The 18,356-nt window shown below is 36.7% G+C and carries 19 protein-coding genes, 4 tRNA genes and 1 pseudogene; 9 read left to right on the top strand and 15 right to left on the bottom strand.

From position 1 onward, the window contains the following. Positions 1–113: 113 nt before the first annotated feature. Together HX129_RS13640 and HX129_RS13635 are read right to left on the bottom strand one after the other, a co-directional pair. A complete protein-coding gene (locus tag HX129_RS13640; RefSeq protein ID WP_286433527.1) occupies positions 114–665 on the bottom strand; it encodes a hypothetical protein in 552 nt (183 codons plus the stop codon). A 23-nt stretch (positions 666–688) separates the two neighbouring features. Next, a complete protein-coding gene (locus HX129_RS13635) occupies positions 689–1,468 on the bottom strand; it encodes a class I SAM-dependent methyltransferase (protein ID WP_286433529.1) in 780 nt (259 codons plus the stop codon). A 120-nt stretch (positions 1,469–1,588) separates the two neighbouring features. On the opposite strand from HX129_RS13635, the gene HX129_RS13630 reads away from it, so the two are divergent. Continuing rightward, the gene (locus HX129_RS13630) at positions 1,589–2,851 is read left to right on the top strand and encodes a hypothetical protein (RefSeq protein ID WP_286433531.1); all 1,263 of its coding nucleotides are present in this window, start codon (positions 1,589–1,591) and stop codon (positions 2,849–2,851) included. Here HX129_RS13630 and HX129_RS13625 read toward each other — a convergent pair. Further along, positions 2,848–3,225 (bottom strand): hypothetical protein, encoded by a 378-nt coding sequence (locus HX129_RS13625; RefSeq protein ID WP_180046300.1) that lies wholly within the window; start codon positions 3,223–3,225, stop codon positions 2,848–2,850. The genes HX129_RS13630 and HX129_RS13625 overlap by 4 nt on opposite strands. Positions 3,226–3,537: 312 nt before the next feature. On the opposite strand from HX129_RS13625, the gene HX129_RS13620 reads away from it, so the two are divergent. Beyond that, a complete protein-coding gene (locus HX129_RS13620) occupies positions 3,538–4,233 on the top strand; it encodes a TetR/AcrR family transcriptional regulator (RefSeq protein ID WP_286433534.1) in 696 nt (231 codons plus the stop codon). Positions 4,234–4,312: 79 nt separating this feature from the next. After that, positions 4,313–5,266 carry a 2-hydroxyacid dehydrogenase gene (locus HX129_RS13615; protein ID WP_130072194.1) on the top strand — a complete coding sequence of 318 codons (954 nt, stop codon included), beginning with the start codon at positions 4,313–4,315 and terminating at the stop codon, positions 5,264–5,266. 78 nt (positions 5,267–5,344) lie between these two features. On the opposite strand, the gene HX129_RS13610 is transcribed toward HX129_RS13615, so the two are convergent. Both HX129_RS13610 and HX129_RS13605 read right to left on the bottom strand, forming a co-directional pair. Further along, positions 5,345–5,965 carry a hypothetical protein gene (locus tag HX129_RS13610; RefSeq protein ID WP_286433536.1) on the bottom strand — a complete coding sequence of 207 codons (621 nt, stop codon included), beginning with the start codon at positions 5,963–5,965 and terminating at the stop codon, positions 5,345–5,347. A 383-nt stretch (positions 5,966–6,348) separates the two neighbouring features. Continuing rightward, positions 6,349–6,981 (bottom strand): hypothetical protein, encoded by a 633-nt coding sequence (locus tag HX129_RS13605; protein WP_286433538.1) that lies wholly within the window; start codon positions 6,979–6,981, stop codon positions 6,349–6,351. A gap of 161 nt (positions 6,982–7,142) precedes the next feature. Here HX129_RS13605 and HX129_RS13600 point away from each other — a divergent pair, with 161 nt between their 5' ends. Further along, positions 7,143–7,571 (top strand): hypothetical protein, encoded by a 429-nt coding sequence (locus tag HX129_RS13600; RefSeq protein ID WP_286433540.1) that lies wholly within the window; start codon positions 7,143–7,145, stop codon positions 7,569–7,571. Between the two features lie 21 nt (positions 7,572–7,592). Here the strand turns inward: HX129_RS13600 and HX129_RS13595 are convergent, their stop codons facing one another. The 4 genes from HX129_RS13595 to glyQ form a co-directional block, all read right to left on the bottom strand. Next, on the bottom strand, positions 7,593–7,976 hold the full coding sequence (locus HX129_RS13595) for a hypothetical protein (RefSeq protein WP_286433542.1): 384 nt from the start codon (positions 7,974–7,976) through the stop codon (positions 7,593–7,595). Between the two features lie 246 nt (positions 7,977–8,222). Beyond that, positions 8,223–8,888, bottom strand: coding sequence for an EcsC family protein (locus HX129_RS13590; RefSeq protein WP_286433544.1), 666 nt, complete (start codon positions 8,886–8,888; stop codon positions 8,223–8,225). A gap of 102 nt (positions 8,889–8,990) precedes the next feature. Further along, entirely contained in the window at positions 8,991–11,060 is a 2,070-nt protein-coding gene (gene glyS, locus HX129_RS13585; RefSeq protein ID WP_286433546.1) for a glycine--tRNA ligase subunit beta, read from the bottom strand. Then, complete coding sequence (glyQ, locus tag HX129_RS13580) at positions 11,060–12,043, bottom strand: glycine--tRNA ligase subunit alpha (protein WP_130072187.1); 984 nt, start codon at positions 12,041–12,043, stop codon at positions 11,060–11,062. Before glyQ ends, glyS begins: the two co-directional genes overlap by 1 nt. Positions 12,044–12,253: 210 nt before the next feature. Between glyQ and HX129_RS13575 the strand changes: the two genes are divergently transcribed. The 3 genes from HX129_RS13575 (at position 12,254) to HX129_RS13565 (ending at position 14,769) form a co-directional block, all read left to right on the top strand. Beyond that, entirely contained in the window at positions 12,254–13,129 is an 876-nt protein-coding gene (locus HX129_RS13575; RefSeq protein ID WP_286433548.1) for a hypothetical protein, read from the top strand. A 53-nt stretch (positions 13,130–13,182) separates the two neighbouring features. Further along, entirely contained in the window at positions 13,183–13,545 is a 363-nt protein-coding gene (locus HX129_RS13570) for a 2OG-Fe(II) oxygenase family protein (RefSeq protein ID WP_286433550.1), read from the top strand. A gap of 111 nt (positions 13,546–13,656) precedes the next feature. Continuing rightward, complete coding sequence (locus HX129_RS13565; RefSeq protein ID WP_286433552.1) at positions 13,657–14,769, top strand: HPP family protein; 1,113 nt, start codon at positions 13,657–13,659, stop codon at positions 14,767–14,769. Between the two features lie 91 nt (positions 14,770–14,860). On the opposite strand, the gene HX129_RS13560 is transcribed toward HX129_RS13565, so the two are convergent. Then, positions 14,861–15,127: a PspC domain-containing protein gene (locus HX129_RS13560; RefSeq protein ID WP_130072183.1), complete on the bottom strand. Its 267-nt coding sequence runs from the start codon at positions 15,125–15,127 to the stop codon at positions 14,861–14,863. A 305-nt stretch (positions 15,128–15,432) separates the two neighbouring features. Between HX129_RS13560 and HX129_RS13555 the strand changes: the two genes are divergently transcribed. Together HX129_RS13555 and HX129_RS13550 are read left to right on the top strand one after the other, a co-directional pair. Beyond that, the gene (locus HX129_RS13555) at positions 15,433–16,089 is read left to right on the top strand and encodes a hypothetical protein (RefSeq protein WP_286433555.1); all 657 of its coding nucleotides are present in this window, start codon (positions 15,433–15,435) and stop codon (positions 16,087–16,089) included. A gap of 163 nt (positions 16,090–16,252) precedes the next feature. After that, positions 16,253–16,907, top strand: a pseudogene (locus HX129_RS13550) (IS5 family transposase). Positions 16,908–17,391: 484 nt separating this feature from the next. On the opposite strand, the gene HX129_RS13545 reads toward HX129_RS13550, so the two are convergent. The 5 genes from HX129_RS13545 to HX129_RS13525 all read right to left on the bottom strand — a co-directional run bounded on the left by HX129_RS13545 (position 17,392) and on the right by HX129_RS13525 (position 18,356). Continuing rightward, positions 17,392–17,601, bottom strand: coding sequence for a hypothetical protein (locus HX129_RS13545; protein WP_286433557.1), 210 nt, complete (start codon positions 17,599–17,601; stop codon positions 17,392–17,394). 79 nt (positions 17,602–17,680) lie between these two features. Further along, a tRNA-Lys gene (locus HX129_RS13540) sits at positions 17,681–17,756 on the bottom strand. Positions 17,757–18,016: 260 nt separating this feature from the next. Then, positions 18,017–18,092: transfer RNA gene (locus HX129_RS13535), tRNA-Lys, on the bottom strand. Positions 18,093–18,148: 56 nt separating this feature from the next. Beyond that, positions 18,149–18,224, bottom strand: a tRNA-Lys gene (locus HX129_RS13530). Between the two features lie 56 nt (positions 18,225–18,280). Continuing rightward, a tRNA-Lys gene (locus tag HX129_RS13525) sits at positions 18,281–18,356 on the bottom strand.

Raw genomic sequence — 18,356 nt, 5'->3', positions numbered from 1 at the left:
CTGGGTAGAAAGTTCAATATCCTGCGTATTTCTGAAATACATAACATAAAGCTGCTGGGATCGATCTCAGCAGCTTGCTCTTGAAAGCAAATTTTCAATCTCTTATTAAATGTTTATGGGGTTGTTTTGGTTTTCCAATGATCTAACTGTGCTTCTGCACTCAGCAAATCACTCATACCACGGACAGATTCAGCAGGATTATTCGCTTGATCCTTCGTTTGCATTTTACTGTCAAAGGCTTTGGCTTGATTTTCCCAATATTGATAGAGCAAACCTTGAATATAGCGACCTTGTTCAGTTTTTAAATCTAACTCTTTGAGCATATTTAAAGCAGATTGGATGCTATCTCGTTTACGTTGTTGGTCAATTTCCTCAGTCAATGTGCCTTCAGCATCCATTTTTTCTAAATCAGCCTCTAAAGCTTCATTCATGGCATCGAACTTTTCTTGATATTCATCAAGTAAAGTAATGTCGGCTGCATCTTTAGGTGTACTTGGAAAATTTTGAATCGGCTTAGTTTTGAGTTCTTTCATGACCGCTTCAGAACTTTGTTGGGTTTTATCTGTTGATTGTTCTGTATTCTTATCATTTTGTGATGAACATGCACCAATCAGAACAGCGCTTAGGAGGACTGAAATATAAGCCAAGGGACGTAAGAGGTGCATGAAACTAAAACTCCTTAAGATATTCATTGGGTTTGCTTTTTAAAGTGATAAGCATAAGTGACGTAAGGAAACTCGATTTCGTCATCTGCATATTTGCCTGTATGTTCTAATATAATAGCTTCAAATTGTTGTTTTAGCTGTTGCTGTTGTGTGGAAGGCATAGCAGCAATAAAGCTCGTTGACAATAATCGTTTACTGACCACATTTTCAACTGTTCCTTTATGAATTTGTGAAAATAATTTTAAACTTTCGAGCTGAAATAAAAATTGATGTTCAAAGACGTGTTGCCAATCGCCACGATGATAACGAGGTGTATTTCCTTCAAAGGGAGCAATTAAGTCGGCTAATGCTTTAACCCAGGGTACATTTTCATCGCGCTGATTCCACACTAAGCCTAAATGTCCTTCGGGTTTTAAGATGTGGTAAATTTCATTCAAGCTCTCGATATTGGCAAACCAATGAAAGGATTGAGCACATAAAATGGCATCAACACTTGCTGAAGCCAGTGCGATCTCATCACTTTTTGCTTGTAATGTTTGGACATCGGGATGAGCAAGATGTAACTGAGTAAGCATTTCTGCCACAGGTTCTACCGCAATAATTTGCGAGCTTGCTTGCTTTAAATAAGGCAAAAACTTACCTGTTCCTGCACCTAAATCAACCACAGTCGAGTTGGATTGAATTTTCAGCTCATCAATTAGCCAATTAACAATTTCAGATGGATAATTTGGACGTACTTGTTGATATAGTTCAGCAGCAGAACTAAAGCCTTTCTGTGCAGCAGGATGTAGAGAATGTGTCATATTTTGCGCTTTTTTATCTGTGCAGACTCTATAAAATATGACACTTGATACGATGAATAGGCAAGTTATCTATTTATTTAATTTTAACGAAAGATAAGAGAGCCGTTTTTCGGTATTGCAATGGACAAGCAAATCATTTTTGAAGACGATCATATTCGAGCAATTTACTTACAAGGCACAACTGACACTTTGGTTTTGTCATTTGGTGATTTGATTACACGTGCCAAAGGCTTGTCGATTAATGCTGAAAAATCATTGATGAAATATGACTATAGTATGGTTGGTATCATGCCAAAACAAAAGTCATGGTTTCCTATGTCAAGCATGTTGGCTTTACTTGAACAGTTACAACCGATTTTAAAACAATTTAAAAAAATCGTGGGGTATGGCGGCTCAATGGGTGGCTATGCTGCAATTAAATATTCAAAACCATTACAAATGACACGTGTCGTGGCGATGGTGCCACAATATTCAATCGACCCGAATGAAGTTGAAGATAAACGTTATACCGACTTTTATGATGCCAAATTAAATGCAGATATGCGGATTCAGCCACAGGATATTGTCGAAAATTGTGAATATATTATTGTTTACGATCCGTATTTTGAAAATGACAAAGAGCATTATTTAAAAATAAAACCACTGATTCCACAATTACATACCTTGCATTTGCCTTATACAGGACATGATGCCATTGCGGTTTTAGCAAACTCTGCTTTATTACATGACTTTATTGAACATCCTTATGATCAGACTTATTTTTATAAGCAAATTCGTGAAGTCAAAAAGAACAGTAAATTTTACTATCGCAGTGTGATTGCGCATTTGTTAGGTACGCATAATGAAGCGTTAGGAAAAATATTAAAAGGGGTTGATTTACAACTCGATAGCACTTTTTTTGATACCAATTTAAAACAGACCATCACCCGTATTTTACTGACCAATAAACGTGTCGATGAGCAAGATTTACAAAAGCTTGGTATTCAAGTGAACTTGCCTTTTGAAGAAAAAACTCAGTTACAGGACTGTTTTGGCAATATCATTGTATTTAATGTTATTACCCAAAAACTTGAAAGCTATAATCAGCAAGTGATTGATGTAAATGGAAAATATATTATTCCTTTGAGTGTTGAACACACGGGTTTAGTTGAAATCGAAGTGAAAAAACAGACCTATTTGATCTGTATGAATGATCGCCGTGTGACCAAATTATTCAAATGTGATGATGCTTTGTCGATGGATATGAACCCAATTGTCATTAAAAAATGTGCAGATTTTTATGTGTTGAGCTATAAAAATCTATATATGCGTTGTGATGAAGCTGGAAATTGTTATTTTGATGCTGAAAGTGTGCAAGAGACTGAAAAATACAGCATTATCTAGCGACATTTGTTTAATTCCATGCGTGAAAATAAAGATCGATATTCCTGAAAGTCGGCGAGTGTTTGCGGTGCTTGAGGGTTTAACTCAATACGCTGGTGTTGAGTTGTAAAATGACCTTTATTTTCCGATAGATTGGTTAAACCACCATCGGTATAGCGATATTCATAACGTGCCGCATAATTTAATTGTTGCTGTTGAAACAGATAATTTTCTTTAATTTTGCCTGTTTCACCAAAAAATAGCGCTTCGATTTTACAGCCTTGTTTGAGTTTGGAAAGTCGTATAGCATTTCCTTCAGTTGATGAGTATTGTTCAACATTTTCAATTATTTGTAGTGTGGTATCAGCCTGACAAAAAGAACTGAATAGATACATACAGCACATGCTGAATCCAAACTGAATCTTTGCAAAACAGTGTACATTGAACATTTTTGTCTGACCCAACAAATGAAGATTTAAATATGCAATAAATCAGGCACAAAAACAAATTTAAGTCTGATACTGATGAAAAGTCTCTTATTGTTCAGATACTGTGTTATATTTCATCAAATTCATTTAAATTTTTATTGCAATTTCAATCGTTACAAAATGAAAAATAGAGAATGATGTGAAATACAAGTCAGGGATTGGCTGTTCGATATTCAACATAAATGTGTGGATATTGAGATGATAAAATAAGGGCTAAGTATGATTAAGGCACAGGCGACATCAGTTTTGAAAAAAATAAGAAAAAAAGCAGTGCAGCCTAAGCAAGAGCGTACCCAGAAACGTATGCAGATGGTGATTGAAAAAACCCAAGAATTATTACTTGCAGTCGGCATTGAGCGGATTTCGATTCCTGAAATTGCCAATGCGGTGGGTATTCCTCGTACCAGTATTTATCAGTTCTTTCCCAGCAAATATGATCTACTTCGACATATTGCATTGCTGCATTTAAATGAGTTAGTAACAAGAATTGGGCAGGCCGCAATCTCAGTGCTGAGTGAACATCCGCAATCTTCCATTGAAGACTATGGCAAAAAACTTTCTGCGAGTATGATCCGAACCACCGCCGATTTTTTTAATGATTCTGAAGTGGCGAGTTTAATTATTTTAAGTGGACCTTTTACTCGTCAAGCTTATATGGAATATCAAGTTGAGCTAAAAAAGGTCAGTGCCAGTGTACGTAAGGCATTGGAAATGATTCAAGTCGATAGTTATGTACCCCAAGAACCTGATGCTTTGACTATTCTGATGGAATTGGTGTTTACCTGTATGAAGCATGGGTATTACACAGAAAATTATATTTCTGAAGCCATTATTCAAGAAGCTTATCGGATTGCGATTAGCTATTTATTTTCCTTAAAAAATAATGACTTTGTATTAGATCCAGAGCGACCATAGTCATATGAATAAAGCAGTTTTTATAGATAAATTATGGTAAATTTCAATCGTTTATTGATTAATTTGTGCAGGGATAGCCATGAAAGGTGTATTTTTAGATTATTCATCATTAGATAAAAATGACTTAAATTTTAATGATTTAAAGTCCTATTTTGATGATTTTAAATTATATACATCGACGACACCTGAACAACTGCTTGAACGTATTCAAGATGTCGATGTAGTGATCAGTAACAAAGTGGTGCTTGCGGCTGAGCATATTCAACAAGCTAAAAATTTGAAATTAATTTTGATCTCTGCGACAGGGACAAACAATGTTGACCTTGTGCAAGCGAAACAACACGGCATTGTGGTGTGTAATTGTCAGGGTTACGGCACTGCTGCTGTGGCACAACATACACTTGCGCTGATGTTGGCATTGGCAACTTCTTTAATTCAATATGATCGTGCAGTTAAGCAAGGTCAGTGGAATAATTCCCCAATTTTTTGTTTGCTGGATTTTCCTATTGTTGAATTATCAGGTAAAACCTTAGGGATCGTGGGCTATGGTGAACTGGGTCAAGCTGTTGCACGTTTAGCAGAAGCATTTGGCATGCGTGTTTTACTCGCTGCATTGCCTAATCGTAAGATGGATGCAAGTCGTATTGCCTTGGCTGAATTATTGCCACAGGTAGATTTTTTAACTTTACATTGCCCTTTAACCGAACAAACCCGTGATTTAATTGGGGCAAAAGAGTTTGAATTAATGAAAAATTCTGCTTTTCTAATTAATTGTGCTCGTGGTGGTATTGTTAATGAACAGGCCTTGGCAAATGCACTGCGACAAGGGCAAATCGCAGGGGCTGCAACGGATGTTTTAACTGTTGAACCACCAACACAAGGCAATGTTTTGTTGGGAGAAGATATTCCAAATTTAATAATTACCCCACATAGTGCATGGGGCAGTGTGGATGCAAGGCAGCGCATCGTGAGTCAACTGACTGAAAATTTAAAAGCATTTATAAATGGCAATGTAATTCGACAAGTGAATTAATTTTTTATTCGCATTAATCATAAAAAATCCCTCAATCAATGAGGGATTTGAAAAGTATTTAAAATAGATTGCTAAACATTAAGCACCTGTTTTTGTTGCATGTTCAGCAGCTTTTTTTTCTTCACCACGGAAGAATTTTTTGGTTTTTTCCCATGTTCTAGAGAAAAAACCTTGAGTTTTTTCAGATTGTTCTTTGACGACGTCTTTGGTCTGTTCTGCTTTTTCTACAACAAACTCTTTTGCTTCAACAGACTTTTCAACAGCAGCATCTTTTACTTCAGTCGCTTTTGTTGCAGTTGCGTCGGTTGCATGCGCAATTTTATCTTTTGCCACATCTTTAGTTTCAACTGTTTTAGCCACGACAGCATCTTTTACTTCAGGCGCTTTAGTTGCAGTTGCATCGGTTGCATGCGCAATTTTATCTTTTGCCACATCTTTAGTTTCAACCGTTTTAGCCACGACAGCATCTTTTACTTCAGTCGCTTTAGTTGCAGTCGCATCGGTTGCATGCACAATTTTATCTTTTGCCACATCTTTAGTTTCAACCGTTTTAGTGATTACGGTATCTTTTGCTTTAGCCGCAGCATCCGCTTTAGCCACAGCGTCTACTTTTACTTGAGTTACAGCAGTTGTTTCAGCAAAAACAGGTGTACAAGCCAAAATACTTGCAGCGATGATCGTTGTTTTTATGGTTTTCATAAATGACATTCCTCAAAGGTGAGGAGTACCGATTGTACCCCAGTAATAAGGCCGAAATATTAAAACTAAGTGATTGATAAATGTAAAAAAGAAATGAAAGTTATACATCTTGGATACAACAAGACCACAAAAATAGACATTATGGTTAAAGCATTGTTTTTAAAAAATAACTTTTATATTTCAAATGTTTTTTTTTATTTTTATAGTCTATTTGTTATATTAATATTACATAAAATTACAATATGATTAAAATAAAAGCAGTGAAAATAGCCAAGTTCTACGCAGAAATTTTCATCATGATATATCGTCATTATATGCTGCACAGATCAGGGCTTGGCGAATGAATATGACTGATGCTCCAAGCCCAAATTTAGCGTGCACGTTTATTGTGGAATATCTTCTTTTTGGGCTGAAGGTTGAGTTGAGTCTGTTGTGCTGCTTGCCTGTGGTAGTGGCAGTGATTTAAAAGAAATCTCTGGTTCTTCAGGTGCTGTTCCATTTTGTTGGGTTGGATCTATGGTCTTTGCAACATGAGCAAGAGGCACAGTAGATGTCGTTGTTTCTAAGGGTGTTGTTTGAGCGGCTGTATTTGCAACTTGTGTTGATGTTGCTTGTTGGGTCGTGGTCGTTGATGAGGATTGACTCAAACGACCACGTTCAATAGGAACTGTGCCCTGATTTGTTCCCACTATAGCGTCACGAGTGTTATTGGCGGTTTCTGTCACTTTTTCCGCACCTTTTTGTACACCTGTTTTTGCACGTTCAGTCTGTTGTTCTGTAAAGGTTTTTGTTTCTTCCCATGCATTGTCTACTTTCGGCTTAATTTTTTCTACACCACGTTCAGCAGCAGCACCTACACGCTCAGCAGTATTTTGAATTTTTTCACCTGTTTTATGTGCTAATACTTTGAAAATATTTGGGTTGTCACCATAAGGTGCAGGTGTTTTTGTTTCTGCATAAATTGAAGATGTTGCCAAAATGGCAGTAGCAAAAGACAAAATTTTAATACTTTTCATTGTGACTCATTCCTTCATATATGTGTAGATCAATAACGTGTTTACTCAGCATCATACTGTGAAAAAAGTAGTGACATCGGCTCTGTAAGCAAAGTAATACAGAGTAAAAACAAAGATATTGTATAGTCTACATGTAGAAGAAGATCATTGAGAAATTAAAAATGATAAAAATTAAATATTTAAATATATTTTGGCTAATTCTCCCGATTTTATTTTTACAACCGAGTTTTGCCTGTGGTTGTGGTGGGGAATATTCTTTAAGCCTTGGTCATCAAATTTTAACGTGGATGATCAGGTTGATCGTACTATTCATTTATTTAATACCGAGCTTGTGGTTTGTAAAATTTTATCAGTTTTTATCATTAAGAATAGTTCATCTTATTGTTCCTCATATGATTTTATTTTTAATGATTGGGGTATTACTTAATACAGATACTTTGGGTTTAATGAAAATTTATGATCAAATTCGAGATGTTATACCCCCATTTTTTGTGATTTTTGTCGTGGGAATATTTGCGCTATTTTTGTGGTTCTATCCAATTCTTTATGTTTTAAAGATGAATGGAAAAAGAACTACTTCAAAGCTTTAATTTAAAGTAGTTCTGTCATGATTATTGGCATTTTTCTAAGTTTGTTGCTTTAAAATTCTTTTGTAAGGCTGCAAAATTTTTCAGTTTTTCATTATCTTGAATGTCGAAAACGGTTTGTTTATTTTCTACTTCGGCATTTACATTTGAAAATGCGGAAATGAGTTGATCACCTTTAAAGATCCAATGTTCTGTGGCTTTGCCTGTTTCAAAGTTGCCTATAAATTCGATCACGCAGTTGTCTTTTTGCTTAATCAAACGTGCAAGATTGTGTTTAGTTGTGGGTTCAGCCGAGATGTTTTTGTGTTGTTCTAAAACAACAGGTAAGTTTGGATTTGTAGGTGTGGTTGAACAAGCGGTGAGGGCAATGACTGTAGTAATGATAAAAGAAAAATTTAAATGCTTCATGTAAAGTTATGCCATTATAGTTACGTTTAAAAATTGATTATCTAGTGAATATATATTTTAACTGTATAAAAATGTTAATAATTTCATTTTTTATTGTGAGTCTATTTTTTATGTTTAGTGAGATGTAAAAATTAGTTAGTGAATCAATAGTAATGTGAAAAGAGATAGTGGTTTATTCGTATCAAAAAGTTATAAATGTTGCATAAATATATAGAAAAGATTTAGTTATTTTATGCAACATATAAGCTAGTTTAGATCAATAATTGTTGATCTTTTTGAAGATTGATTATGGAAAAATAAATCTCGAGCTGTATTCCCTACAATATTAGTTGAAATACCATCAAAGCTAGCACCTATGACACCTCCCACTAAAGGAATAGCTTTACCTAAATTTATAACGCCTTTTGTTCCAAATTTTGTAAATAAACGGAACCCGACACGTTTATTAATTTCGATAAGCATTTTACCAGAAATGCCCTCAATTGCTTTTCTTGTTAATTTTGAGCCAACAATGATACCCACATCTTTTAACATATCTTTTATTGCATTGCCTGTTAGACATGCATAAACGAAGGTCTTTACTTGATCATCTTTAATATCATAGCCACACATATGGGCAATAGCAGCAACCATTCTAATTTGAACAAACATAACGCTAGCAAAATTAGCAGGAACAGCTACAGGCATTGTTGCTAAGCCACCGATTCCTGTAAGAAATCCTGATGTTGCAGATTTGGTATTTTGCCATCTAATTAATGAATTGATTTTATTCTCTAAAGAGCCGTTTTCTTTTAGATAAGAATCTGCTAAATCTTGAGCTGAATCGATTCCCATACCACCCGTAAGTACTTTATCGTAAGTCCATTCTAAGACTTCCATAATTTTACGTTCTGTTAAGCTTGAATCAGCCATTTAATCCCCCTTTTTTCTCTTAATAACTAATTTTATGGTTTTACATAATAAAAAAACCCCACTTATTTAAGCAGGGTTTTTATTTTATTTCAATAATTTAGCTTAGTGTTGTAACACCGAAATATCAGCTACAGCCGTAAACAAACCACGCAACTGCGCAAGGATGCGTAAACGGTTGGCTTTCAACTCAGCATCTTCTGCCATGACCATGACATTATCAAAGAATGCATCAATCGGCGCACGTAAAGCAGCCAATTTAGAAAGCGCTTCAGTATAATCTTTCGCAGCCAAAAGCGGTTGAACTACTGGAAGAAGATTTTGAATCTCCGTATAAAGCGCTTTTTCAGCATCTTCAACTAATTTAGATTCAACGATTTCACCTGTAGGCGCAGCTTCTTTCGCCAAGATATTTGCGACACGCTTATTCGCAGCAGCTAGTGCAGCAGCTTCAGGCAAGTCACGGAAATGATTTACCGCGTTGACACGCTTATCAAAATCTAAAGGTGATTTAGGAGAAAGCGCTTGAACTGCTTGAATTACATCCACTTCTACGCCTTGGTCTTCATACTTCGCACGATAACGACCTTCAAGGAATGCAACTGCATCGGCCAAAGTCTTGGCATGATCTTTAATCACATCGCCATAAGCAGCTAAAGCAAGCTTGATGAGTTCTTCAATTGAAACATCAAGATTGTTTTCAGTCACTAAACGCAAAATACCAATTGCAGAACGACGTAATGCAAACGGGTCTTTAGAACCTGTCGGTGCTTGACCGATACCGAAAATACCAGTGAGCGTATCTAAACGATCCGCAAGGGCAATAGTCGTACCTGTCTTAGTTTTTGGTAAAACATCACCAGCAAACTTAGGAAGATATTGCTCACCTAAAGCCTCGCTTACTTCATCATTTTCGCCTTCAAGACGTGCATAGTAAGTACCTGCAATCCCTTGAAGTTCAGGGAATTCACCAACCAATTCAGACGTTAAGTCACATTTCGCAAGAAGGGCAGCTTTTTCAGCATCGGCAGGATTTGCACCTGTGATTGGCGCTAAAGCCACAGCAAGTTTGGCAATACGTTCAGATTTGTTCCATAAAGTACCCAATTCAGCTTGGAACACCATGTTTGCCAATTTTTCTTGACGTGAAGCAAGCGGTTGTTTTTGGTCTTGCAAGAAGAAGAATTCAGCATCTGACAAACGAGGACGTACAACTTTCTCGTTACCTTCAATAATTTGAGTTGGATCTTTAGACTCAATATTTGAAACGGTAATAAAGTAAGGCTGAAGTTTATTGTCCGCATTCACCAAACAGAAATACTTTTGGTTGTCTTGCATGGTAGTGATTAACGCTTCTTGTGGAACAGCAAGGAAACGTTCCTCAAAACTTGCACGAAGCGCAACAGGCCATTCAACCAAAGCAGTCACTTCATCACGAAGGTCGCTTGGTACAATCGCAATCGCATTCACTTCATCTGCAAGTGCTTTGACTTGACTGTCAATGAGTGCTTGGCGTTCTTCAAAAGAAGCAACAACATGCGCTGCTTTTAATTTTGGTAAATAATCATCTGCATTTGCCAATGTAATTGCTTCAGGTGCATGGAAACGGTGACCATATGTCACGTTACCCGCTTTATGATCCTGAATGGTTGCATCAACCACGTCATTGTCTTTCAGCAATACAACCCATTTTACAGGACGAACGAATTCAGTACGGCTTGCCGCTGAACGCATACGTTTTGCAATTGGTAGATTGTCCAACGCAGTTTGTAGAATTTGTGGAAGTAAAACGTCAAGGCTTTGACCTTTCACATCTTTCAAATAACACACTTTTTCAACTTTACCTGCTTGGAAAGTTGATACTTGATCTACAGTGATGCCTTGACCACGCATAAAGCCTTCAAGTGCTTTAGTCGGTTTGCCTTCAGCATCAAAAGCAGCTTGTTTTGCAGGACCATCAAAACGTTTTTGCGTATCGGCTTGAGCACCGTCAACATTGACAATTTTCAATGCCAAACGACGTGGTGCTGCATAAGCTTCGATAGAATCAAATGCTAAGCCTGCATCTTTTAAACCTTTAACCGTTTCAGCTTGTAATGCATCACGTAAAGTTTTTAAGCTTTTTGGTGGAAGTTCTTCACAGCCTAATTCGAACAATACTGTATGTTTAGACATTATTTGCTCTCCTTAGATTCAGCATTTGCTTCAGCTTCAACTTGTGCTTTTAACTGTGCCAATACCTCATCACGTAAGTGTGGTTCAGCCATTGGGAAACCAAGTTTTGCACGAGCAGCTACATAACTTTGTGCGATTGAACGGGCCAATGTACGTACACGTAAAATATAGCGTTGACGTTCAGTTACAGAGATTGCGCCACGCGCATCGAGCAAGTTAAAGCTATGTGATGCTTTGATGACTTGTTCATATGCAGGCAGTGGAAGTTCAGCTTCCATTAAACGTGTTGCTTCAGCTTCGTAGAAGTCGAACAGCTCAAACATTTTTTCAACGTTGGCATATTCAAAGTTATAAGTCGATTGTTCTACTTCGTTTTGATGGAACACATCGCCATAAGTCACAGTACCGAATTGACCCTTAGTCCAAACAAGATCGTAAACAGAATCTACACCCTGGAGGTACATGGCTAAACGTTCTAAACCGTATGTGATTTCACCCGTAACTGGGTAGCATTCAACACCACCGACTTGTTGGAAGTAAGTGAACTGAGTCACTTCCATACCGTTGAGCCAAACTTCCCAACCTAAGCCCCATGCACCAAGTGTTGGAGATTCCCAGTTGTCTTCTACGAAACGAATGTCGTGAGTCAACGTGTCGATCCCAATCGCTTTTAACGAGTCAAGGTATAACTGTTGAATGTTGTCAGGGTTTGGCTTAAGCACCACTTGGAATTGGTAATAATGCTGTAAACGGTTTGGGTTTTCGCCATAACGTCCGTCTTTTGGACGACGTGAAGGCTGAACGTATGCTGCGTTCCATGTTTCAGGACCAAGCGCACGAAGGAAGGTTGCTGTGTGGAATGTCCCTGCACCCATTTCCATATCGTAAGGTTGTAACACCACACAACCTTGTTCAGCCCAGTAGTTTTGTAAGGCAAGAATTAAGCCTTGGAATGTATCAATATGCGATATGGCGCGACTCATGCAGCATCCACTATAAGTATTAGAAAAAATTGGTTCTAAGTATAAGGATTTTGGGGGAGAGTGGCAAAGGGTTCAAACAGGTTTTCGATCTGTTGTATCTGGAGCGAAAATATTTTTAATAACCTCAAACGCTATAAAGTTTAGTTGAATTGAGACTAATTTATGATTTAGATGTATATTCTTCTGAAAATAACAGATGAATAAAAGAAGATGATTAAAAAATTAAAGTATTTATTTTGGGTGAAAATATGCTTGCTCAATGTATTGATGAGTGGAGCTGTATTTGCGGATAACGTCATGAATGCAAATCAAATGTTGCAATTGATGGCAAGTCATCAGGCAAGTTTTGAATATTGTAAAGCCAAGTACCCCCAGCAAATGACCGCAAGATTTGGTCAGGAAAATGATGCATTTGAGGCTTTGGTCAAAATACACAGTTTTGATAAGAGCAGTGAAACTTTTTTCAGGGCGATGATACATGATCATCAAGATGACTTTAAAAAAAGTAAAAATACGATCAGTCAGGAAATCGCTAAACAAACTTCACTAAATGATTCGGATCTTTGTTTTTGGTTTGTCGTTGAAAAAACTGGGATGATGGCGCAGGTAAATAAGATTATCTATGATCTTCATTCTTTAAAATTTTATTTAAGCATGAATGATCATTGGTTTGAGGGTGACATCGATGGATATGGACTTGATTGTGGTTGTGATGCAGAAAGTGACTCAAAAGACCCTGCTCAGCATCAGGAAAAAGTAAAAAAATTGATTGAAAAAGCCAAAGTTCAGATGGGGAAAGGAACAGACTTTTACATGTCGCACAATAATGAAGATGAAAAACAAGCCTATATCCGTGTATCAATTGTTTCTGACGAAACAAATGATATGGCTACAGAACATGGCGATAGTGATGATTTAGGTTTGGAGTTTAGGAATATTCAGCCTACTCAAAGCATTCCATCCAATGTTGAATACATAACGTTTTTTGATCGGACTGGAGAACTGACTTATGAGTGCAAGATTAATTATATCAATTCATCACAAACTACATGTTTTAGTGAGTTAATTAAAAAAACAGATGAATAACGATTACAACACATATTGAGCTTCAATTTTTTATAAAAATATGTAGGGTTTCGATGAAAACTTTATTTTCAAACCGTATATGGCTGAATTGGCAAAAAGGTCGACAACAATCAGGCTATGACAAACTGCTCTTAGCCTATATTTCAATGGGTATTAAAGTAGATCTATTTTTATTGCGCTTTCCGATAGGCTCAGAAATTCCACCTCATCGGGATATTGTCAAAGCAGGGCGACATTTTCGTTTAAATATCATCATTAAAAAATCAAAGAAAGGCGGTGAGTTTATCTGTGAAAAGCCTATTTTAAATTTAGACCGAATCAAATTATTTCGTTCAGATGTATATACACATTCAGTCACGAAAGTCAGTGGTTCTGCACGATATGTATTGAGTGTGGGGTGGATATTAGCAGCATAAATCAAAACTTAATCTTCAAACCATAATTTTTTTCATAAGATGGATATTAAATATATCTTATGACTACAACGACGTATAATTATACTCAAATCGGTAAAATCAAGGAACGACGTGTTTCATACTCAACTTGAATGGCTTAATACCCTAAAACCCAATTTTAAAGTTTTACCCCTCAAAGACCGATTGTTATGTGGTGTTGGCGCATTACTAGGTTTAGCAATCTCATCGCTCATCAGTTGGTATGTGTTGGGTGATTTTAATGCATGGTATATCGCCCCGATGGGCGCATCGTCAGTTTTACTCTTTGCCGTTCCTGCAAGTCCCTTAGCACAACCGTGGAATATGGTGGTGGGCAATATCATTGCAGGGGTTATAGGGGTGACTTGTGCGATGTTTATTTCCAATCAAACAGAAGCATTTAGTATTGCAGTTGCTACGGCTATTTTCTTGATGATGACCACAGATTCGCTACATCCACCGAGTGGGGCAGTTGCAATTACAGCCGTGTTAGGCGGAGATTCGATTCATCAATTGGGCTACAACTTTATTTTCTATCCTGTTTTATTAAATTCTGTTTTGCTTTTGGCTGTGGCAATTATTTTTAACCGTTTACTTGGCAAGCAATATCCACAAGTGGCTCAAGTCAATACTCGTTCTAAAGATCCCACACCGACACAAAAAGTCACCATTCAACCGCAAGATATTCAAGAGGTTTTAGAGCAACAAACTCAGTTGTTAGATATTAGCGAATATGACCTGCAAAAAATTATTTTACAGGCACAAGAAAAAGCCAGTGCGCGTGTAGTGACACAGTTTCTCTGTGAAGACATTATGTCGAAAGATGTGATGAGTTTGCAGGAAAATGATAATATTCATCATGCTTTAGATCAGTTTAAAAAAGTGAATTTGATGAGCTTACCCGTCATTAATGTACAACAAGAATTGGTTGGAACGTTGGCTTTATATGATATCGTTGAGTGGTTTAAACGAGCTGCCGATCCACGAGCATCATGGGAACATATGGTCAAACAAATTATGAATCGGAAAGTCGTTACGGTGCAACCACAGCAAGACATTCAAGATTTAGTGCCTTATTTTGTAGAACGTTCTTTTAACTATATTCCTGTGGTTGAGCAACATCGATTGGTGGGTATTATTAGTCGTGCAGATATGATTGCTGCCTTACAACAACAGATCAATAGCTTGAAAAGTTTAAAAAATTAAAATTTGGATATAAAAAACGCTACGACAGTTTAGGGGATACTTTGTCGTAGCGGTGAAAATGAAACAATGTATTAAAACAATGAGTGAAAGATTATTTAAATTTTTCGTTTTGCACAGTACGAATGGGTTGTTGATAACCATTTGAGTATGGGGACTGCAATTGCAAATCCTGTTTAGGAATCAATAACCAAAGCACCAGATAAACTAAAATTCCTGGAAAAGCCGCACTCATACATGAAACGATAACGAAAATGATGCGTAATAATGTGACATTCCAACCAAAACGTTCAGCAATACCGCCCATGACACCGGCGATCATATTATGTCGGCTAGAACGATATAAACCAGATTTGGCCATGAATTGTTTCTCCTAAAAAAATTTAAAAAGGAAAATACCTTTAAAATATATATTGGGCGAGTTGAATGGTTTTAAAGAGGAAATCTTATTGCGATTGTGTATTTTCTGTAAATAACAAGCAGATATTGATCTCATCCATAGTGATAAATTTGAGATAAAAATGTGTGCTAATGATTTGAATAGTTGTGTCTTTTTGTAACAATTGCGGTTGATCAATTTATAGTTTATATAAAAATAAATTACTATAGAGCGATTATTACAAAATTTGAATTTTAAGCTCAAAGATCGTTTTATAGATATGAAATATGAAGTTATCTCTAAATTTTCAATCCTATCTCGCTAAAATTATCACGGTTGGAATATGTAGTTTTCTTACAGCGTGTGATTTCCCGAAGCAATCTGCGGATCAAATAGCAGCAAATAGTACAAATCTTGGGGAGCTGAAACAGGATGCACAACAAGAGGGTAAACGTCTAACCGAAGTTGCAGGCAGAACAGCATTGCCACATGCACAATCTTCTGAATCTGCTGCTCAAGAAATTGTCTCTACACAGTCGCGACCTTATGTTGGGCGTTATCATGTAATTGTTGATTGCAGGGAAAAATTCGCATTATGTGCACAAGGTAAAGCTGAGTTTATGATTAATTTACTTAAAGATGGTACTTCACATCGAACCTTAATTTATTTGGGGAAAATGAGCTATGAAAAGAAATCTAACCAAGCAACTCGCGTATATCAACAAAATACATGGCGATTTAATCCCCAAACACGGCAAATCGAAATACGTCGTATAGAGGGTGTATATTTTTATTATAACGTTAATGAAAATGGTGATTTAGTTATTGATTTAAAAAACATTTATTCAAATAATGAGATAGAAAATGGTCGATTTATTGACGGTACATATGTTCCAACGCAGGAATATGTATTGAAAAAGTTGATAAGCGAAGAAGAAAATTAAAACAAAAATAAATTGATAGGTTGTGTGGGGGGATGAACCCCTAATCCACTTGCTGAGTCGCTTAGGACGTACGTGTATTTATAAATGGGGGTAATTATTGGATTTAAAGGGCTTTGTTGCACAAAACTACCGTTAAAGGCTTATTCGGTATTATAATTCTCAAATGAATAAGCCCACACCTAAAATCTATCGTACAACCCATTGGTCTTCTTATAACAGAGCATTAATAAATCGAGGAAATATTTCTATTCGTTGATTCTATTGGCTTAAAGTTTTTAGGTGAAGGCGAATGGAAACCTAAAAAACATCAGCCTGAATATCGTCGCCAATGGCGTAAATTACATATTGGTATCGATGCTGAAACCCTTCAAATACGCGCTATTCAGCTCACAACCAACAATATGAGTGATTCACAGGTGCTTGGTGATTTACTGGATCAGATTCCACAAGAAGAACAGATTGACTCGGTCTATACTGATGGGGCTTATGACACCAAGCAATGCCGTCAGGTCATCGCAGAGCGACAAGCGCATGCGGTGGTTCCACCAAGAAAAATGCGAAACCTTGGAAAGATACAAAGACCAGCTCGTTAGAGCGAAATGAATGACTTTGAAGAGTTAAACGTTTAGGCAGGACATTATGGAAAAAATGGTCAGGCTATCATCGCCGAAGTTTGGTCGAAACCAAGATGCATTCCATCAAATCTTACGAAGCAGTGCTTCTCAGGTGATAAACTCAGTTCGACAAACTTCCAAAGCCAAGTCAACGAGATGCATGCACGTGTGGCAGTATTAAATACATTTACGGCGTTGGGTTGACCTCACACCCGAGTTGTCACCTAAATTTGGATAACTTGGGGAAAGTTTAGCTTTTGAATGTTTGTGCGACAAAGCCTATTTCCTTGTTAATTTGGCTTTTTATGAGCGATTTAATGCCACTTTTACCACTGTTCTTTTCATGCAGTTTGTTATTGTCTTCTTCGCTTAATGACTCAAAAATTTTTATTAGATAATCGCAAGCTTGCTCAGTCATAGATTTTGTAGGAGCTGATCTTGTTTCAAGATGATAGATAAATTGTTTAAATTTAGCGGAATCTATAAAAAAATAATTTAGTATTGAATGTAATGTATACCAGTCATTAAAAGTACGGAAATTTCTATACTCGTGGGGCTGTATTTCTTTAATGAAAATTGGAGAGATATTTGTAAGGTATGTTTCATTTTCTATGGAAAATGGTCTAGGTGGGTGAAGCACTTTACTTAGAATGACATCGAGACTATTAATGAATTTTTTGACAATAGTCTATTCTCCGAATTTAAGTATTTCCTCATTTGTATGTAATTTGCATATCATAAGATTAATACAAATTTGAAGATTGATTTTTGTATCGAGATTTCTAGTAATACGATTGTCTTCAGCTTCTAAGATTTTTTGAATTTCAGAATTAAGTCTTTCAGCTTGTCTCTTGTTTTCATATTCTAGATTTCTTAATCCATCAATCAAATTATTCATTTTTCGCTGCCTATTTGCTACCTATTCATAAATAGCTAATTTTGTTTTTATTTTATTTTCTATAAGTTGTTGAAATATATGGTGGGTTGTGTGGGGTTCGAACCCACGACCAATAGATTAAGAGTCTACTGCTCTACCAACTGAGCTAACAACCCTGAAAAAACTTTAAAATATCATTTTAAAATTTTACAAGAAAACGCCGTGTCTGATTTTTAATACTAGACCACAATACCATCTAACTGTTTTTAAGTTAAATAATTGATATATAATATCAAATTTATAGCTTTAACAGATAAAATTAACAAAATTTCGAGAATGGCGAAGCATCTGAAGAAGATGTTTAGTCTTGGTCGGAACTTGTAGGTTTCTATTCATTATATACCAATCTGGTATAGAAAGAAGCCCTAAGAAAGAATGGTGGGTCGTCCGCGATTCGAACGCGGGACCAACGGATTAAAAGTCCGCTGCTCTACCAGCTGAGCTAACGACCCTGAGCAAGGATAAGCTATCCTGAGCAGGTATTGTAAAATTAGCTTTTACAATAAGATGGTGGGTCGTCCGCGATTCGAACGCGGGACCAACGGATTAAAAGTCCGCTGCTCTACCAGCTGAGCTAACGACCCTGAGCAAGGATAAGCTATCCTGAGCAGGTATTGTAAAATTAGCTTTTACAATAAGATGGTGGGTCGTCCGCGATTCGAACGCGGGACCAACGGATTAAAAGTCCGCTGCTCTACCAGCTGAGCTAACGACCC

This window comes from Acinetobacter sp. 251-1 (genome assembly GCF_030329305.1).
Taxonomy (GTDB): Bacteria; Pseudomonadota; Gammaproteobacteria; order Pseudomonadales; family Moraxellaceae; genus Acinetobacter; species Acinetobacter piscicola_A.
Note: the sequence above shows the minus strand (reverse complement) of the source record. Positions and strands in the feature narration are given on the sequence as shown.

Bases quoted from the DNA above. Each gene is read 5' to 3' on its own strand.
- HX129_RS13605 (WP_286433538.1), bottom strand. From the start codon at position 6,981: ATGAAAAGTATTAAAATTTTGTCTTTTGCTACTGCCATTTTGGCAACA.
- HX129_RS13575 (WP_286433548.1), top strand. From the start codon at position 12,254: ATGATTAAAAAATTAAAGTATTTATTTTGGGTGAAAATATGCTTGCTC.
- HX129_RS13570 (WP_286433550.1), top strand. From the start codon at position 13,183: ATGAAAACTTTATTTTCAAACCGTATATGGCTGAATTGGCAAAAAGGT.
- HX129_RS13615 (WP_130072194.1), top strand. From the start codon at position 4,313: ATGAAAGGTGTATTTTTAGATTATTCATCATTAGATAAAAATGACTTA.
- HX129_RS13560 (WP_130072183.1), bottom strand. From the start codon at position 15,127: ATGGCCAAATCTGGTTTATATCGTTCTAGCCGACATAATATGATCGCC.
- HX129_RS13590 (WP_286433544.1), bottom strand. From the start codon at position 8,888: ATGGCTGATTCAAGCTTAACAGAACGTAAAATTATGGAAGTCTTAGAA.
- HX129_RS13595 (WP_286433542.1), bottom strand. From the start codon at position 7,976: ATGAAGCATTTAAATTTTTCTTTTATCATTACTACAGTCATTGCCCTC.
- HX129_RS13600 (WP_286433540.1), top strand. From the start codon at position 7,143: ATGATAAAAATTAAATATTTAAATATATTTTGGCTAATTCTCCCGATT.
- HX129_RS13610 (WP_286433536.1), bottom strand. From the start codon at position 5,965: ATGAAAACCATAAAAACAACGATCATCGCTGCAAGTATTTTGGCTTGT.
- HX129_RS13545 (WP_286433557.1), bottom strand. From the start codon at position 17,601: ATGAATAATTTGATTGATGGATTAAGAAATCTAGAATATGAAAACAAG.
- glyQ (WP_130072187.1), bottom strand. From the start codon at position 12,043: ATGAGTCGCGCCATATCGCATATTGATACATTCCAAGGCTTAATTCTT.
- HX129_RS13620 (WP_286433534.1), top strand. From the start codon at position 3,538: ATGATTAAGGCACAGGCGACATCAGTTTTGAAAAAAATAAGAAAAAAA.
- HX129_RS13630 (WP_286433531.1), top strand. From the start codon at position 1,589: ATGGACAAGCAAATCATTTTTGAAGACGATCATATTCGAGCAATTTAC.
- HX129_RS13635 (WP_286433529.1), bottom strand. From the start codon at position 1,468: ATGACACATTCTCTACATCCTGCTGCACAGAAAGGCTTTAGTTCTGCT.
- HX129_RS13555 (WP_286433555.1), top strand. From the start codon at position 15,433: ATGAAGTTATCTCTAAATTTTCAATCCTATCTCGCTAAAATTATCACG.
- glyS (WP_286433546.1), bottom strand. From the start codon at position 11,060: ATGTCTAAACATACAGTATTGTTCGAATTAGGCTGTGAAGAACTTCCA.
- HX129_RS13625 (WP_180046300.1), bottom strand. From the start codon at position 3,225: ATGTATCTATTCAGTTCTTTTTGTCAGGCTGATACCACACTACAAATA.
- HX129_RS13640 (WP_286433527.1), bottom strand. From the start codon at position 665: ATGCACCTCTTACGTCCCTTGGCTTATATTTCAGTCCTCCTAAGCGCT.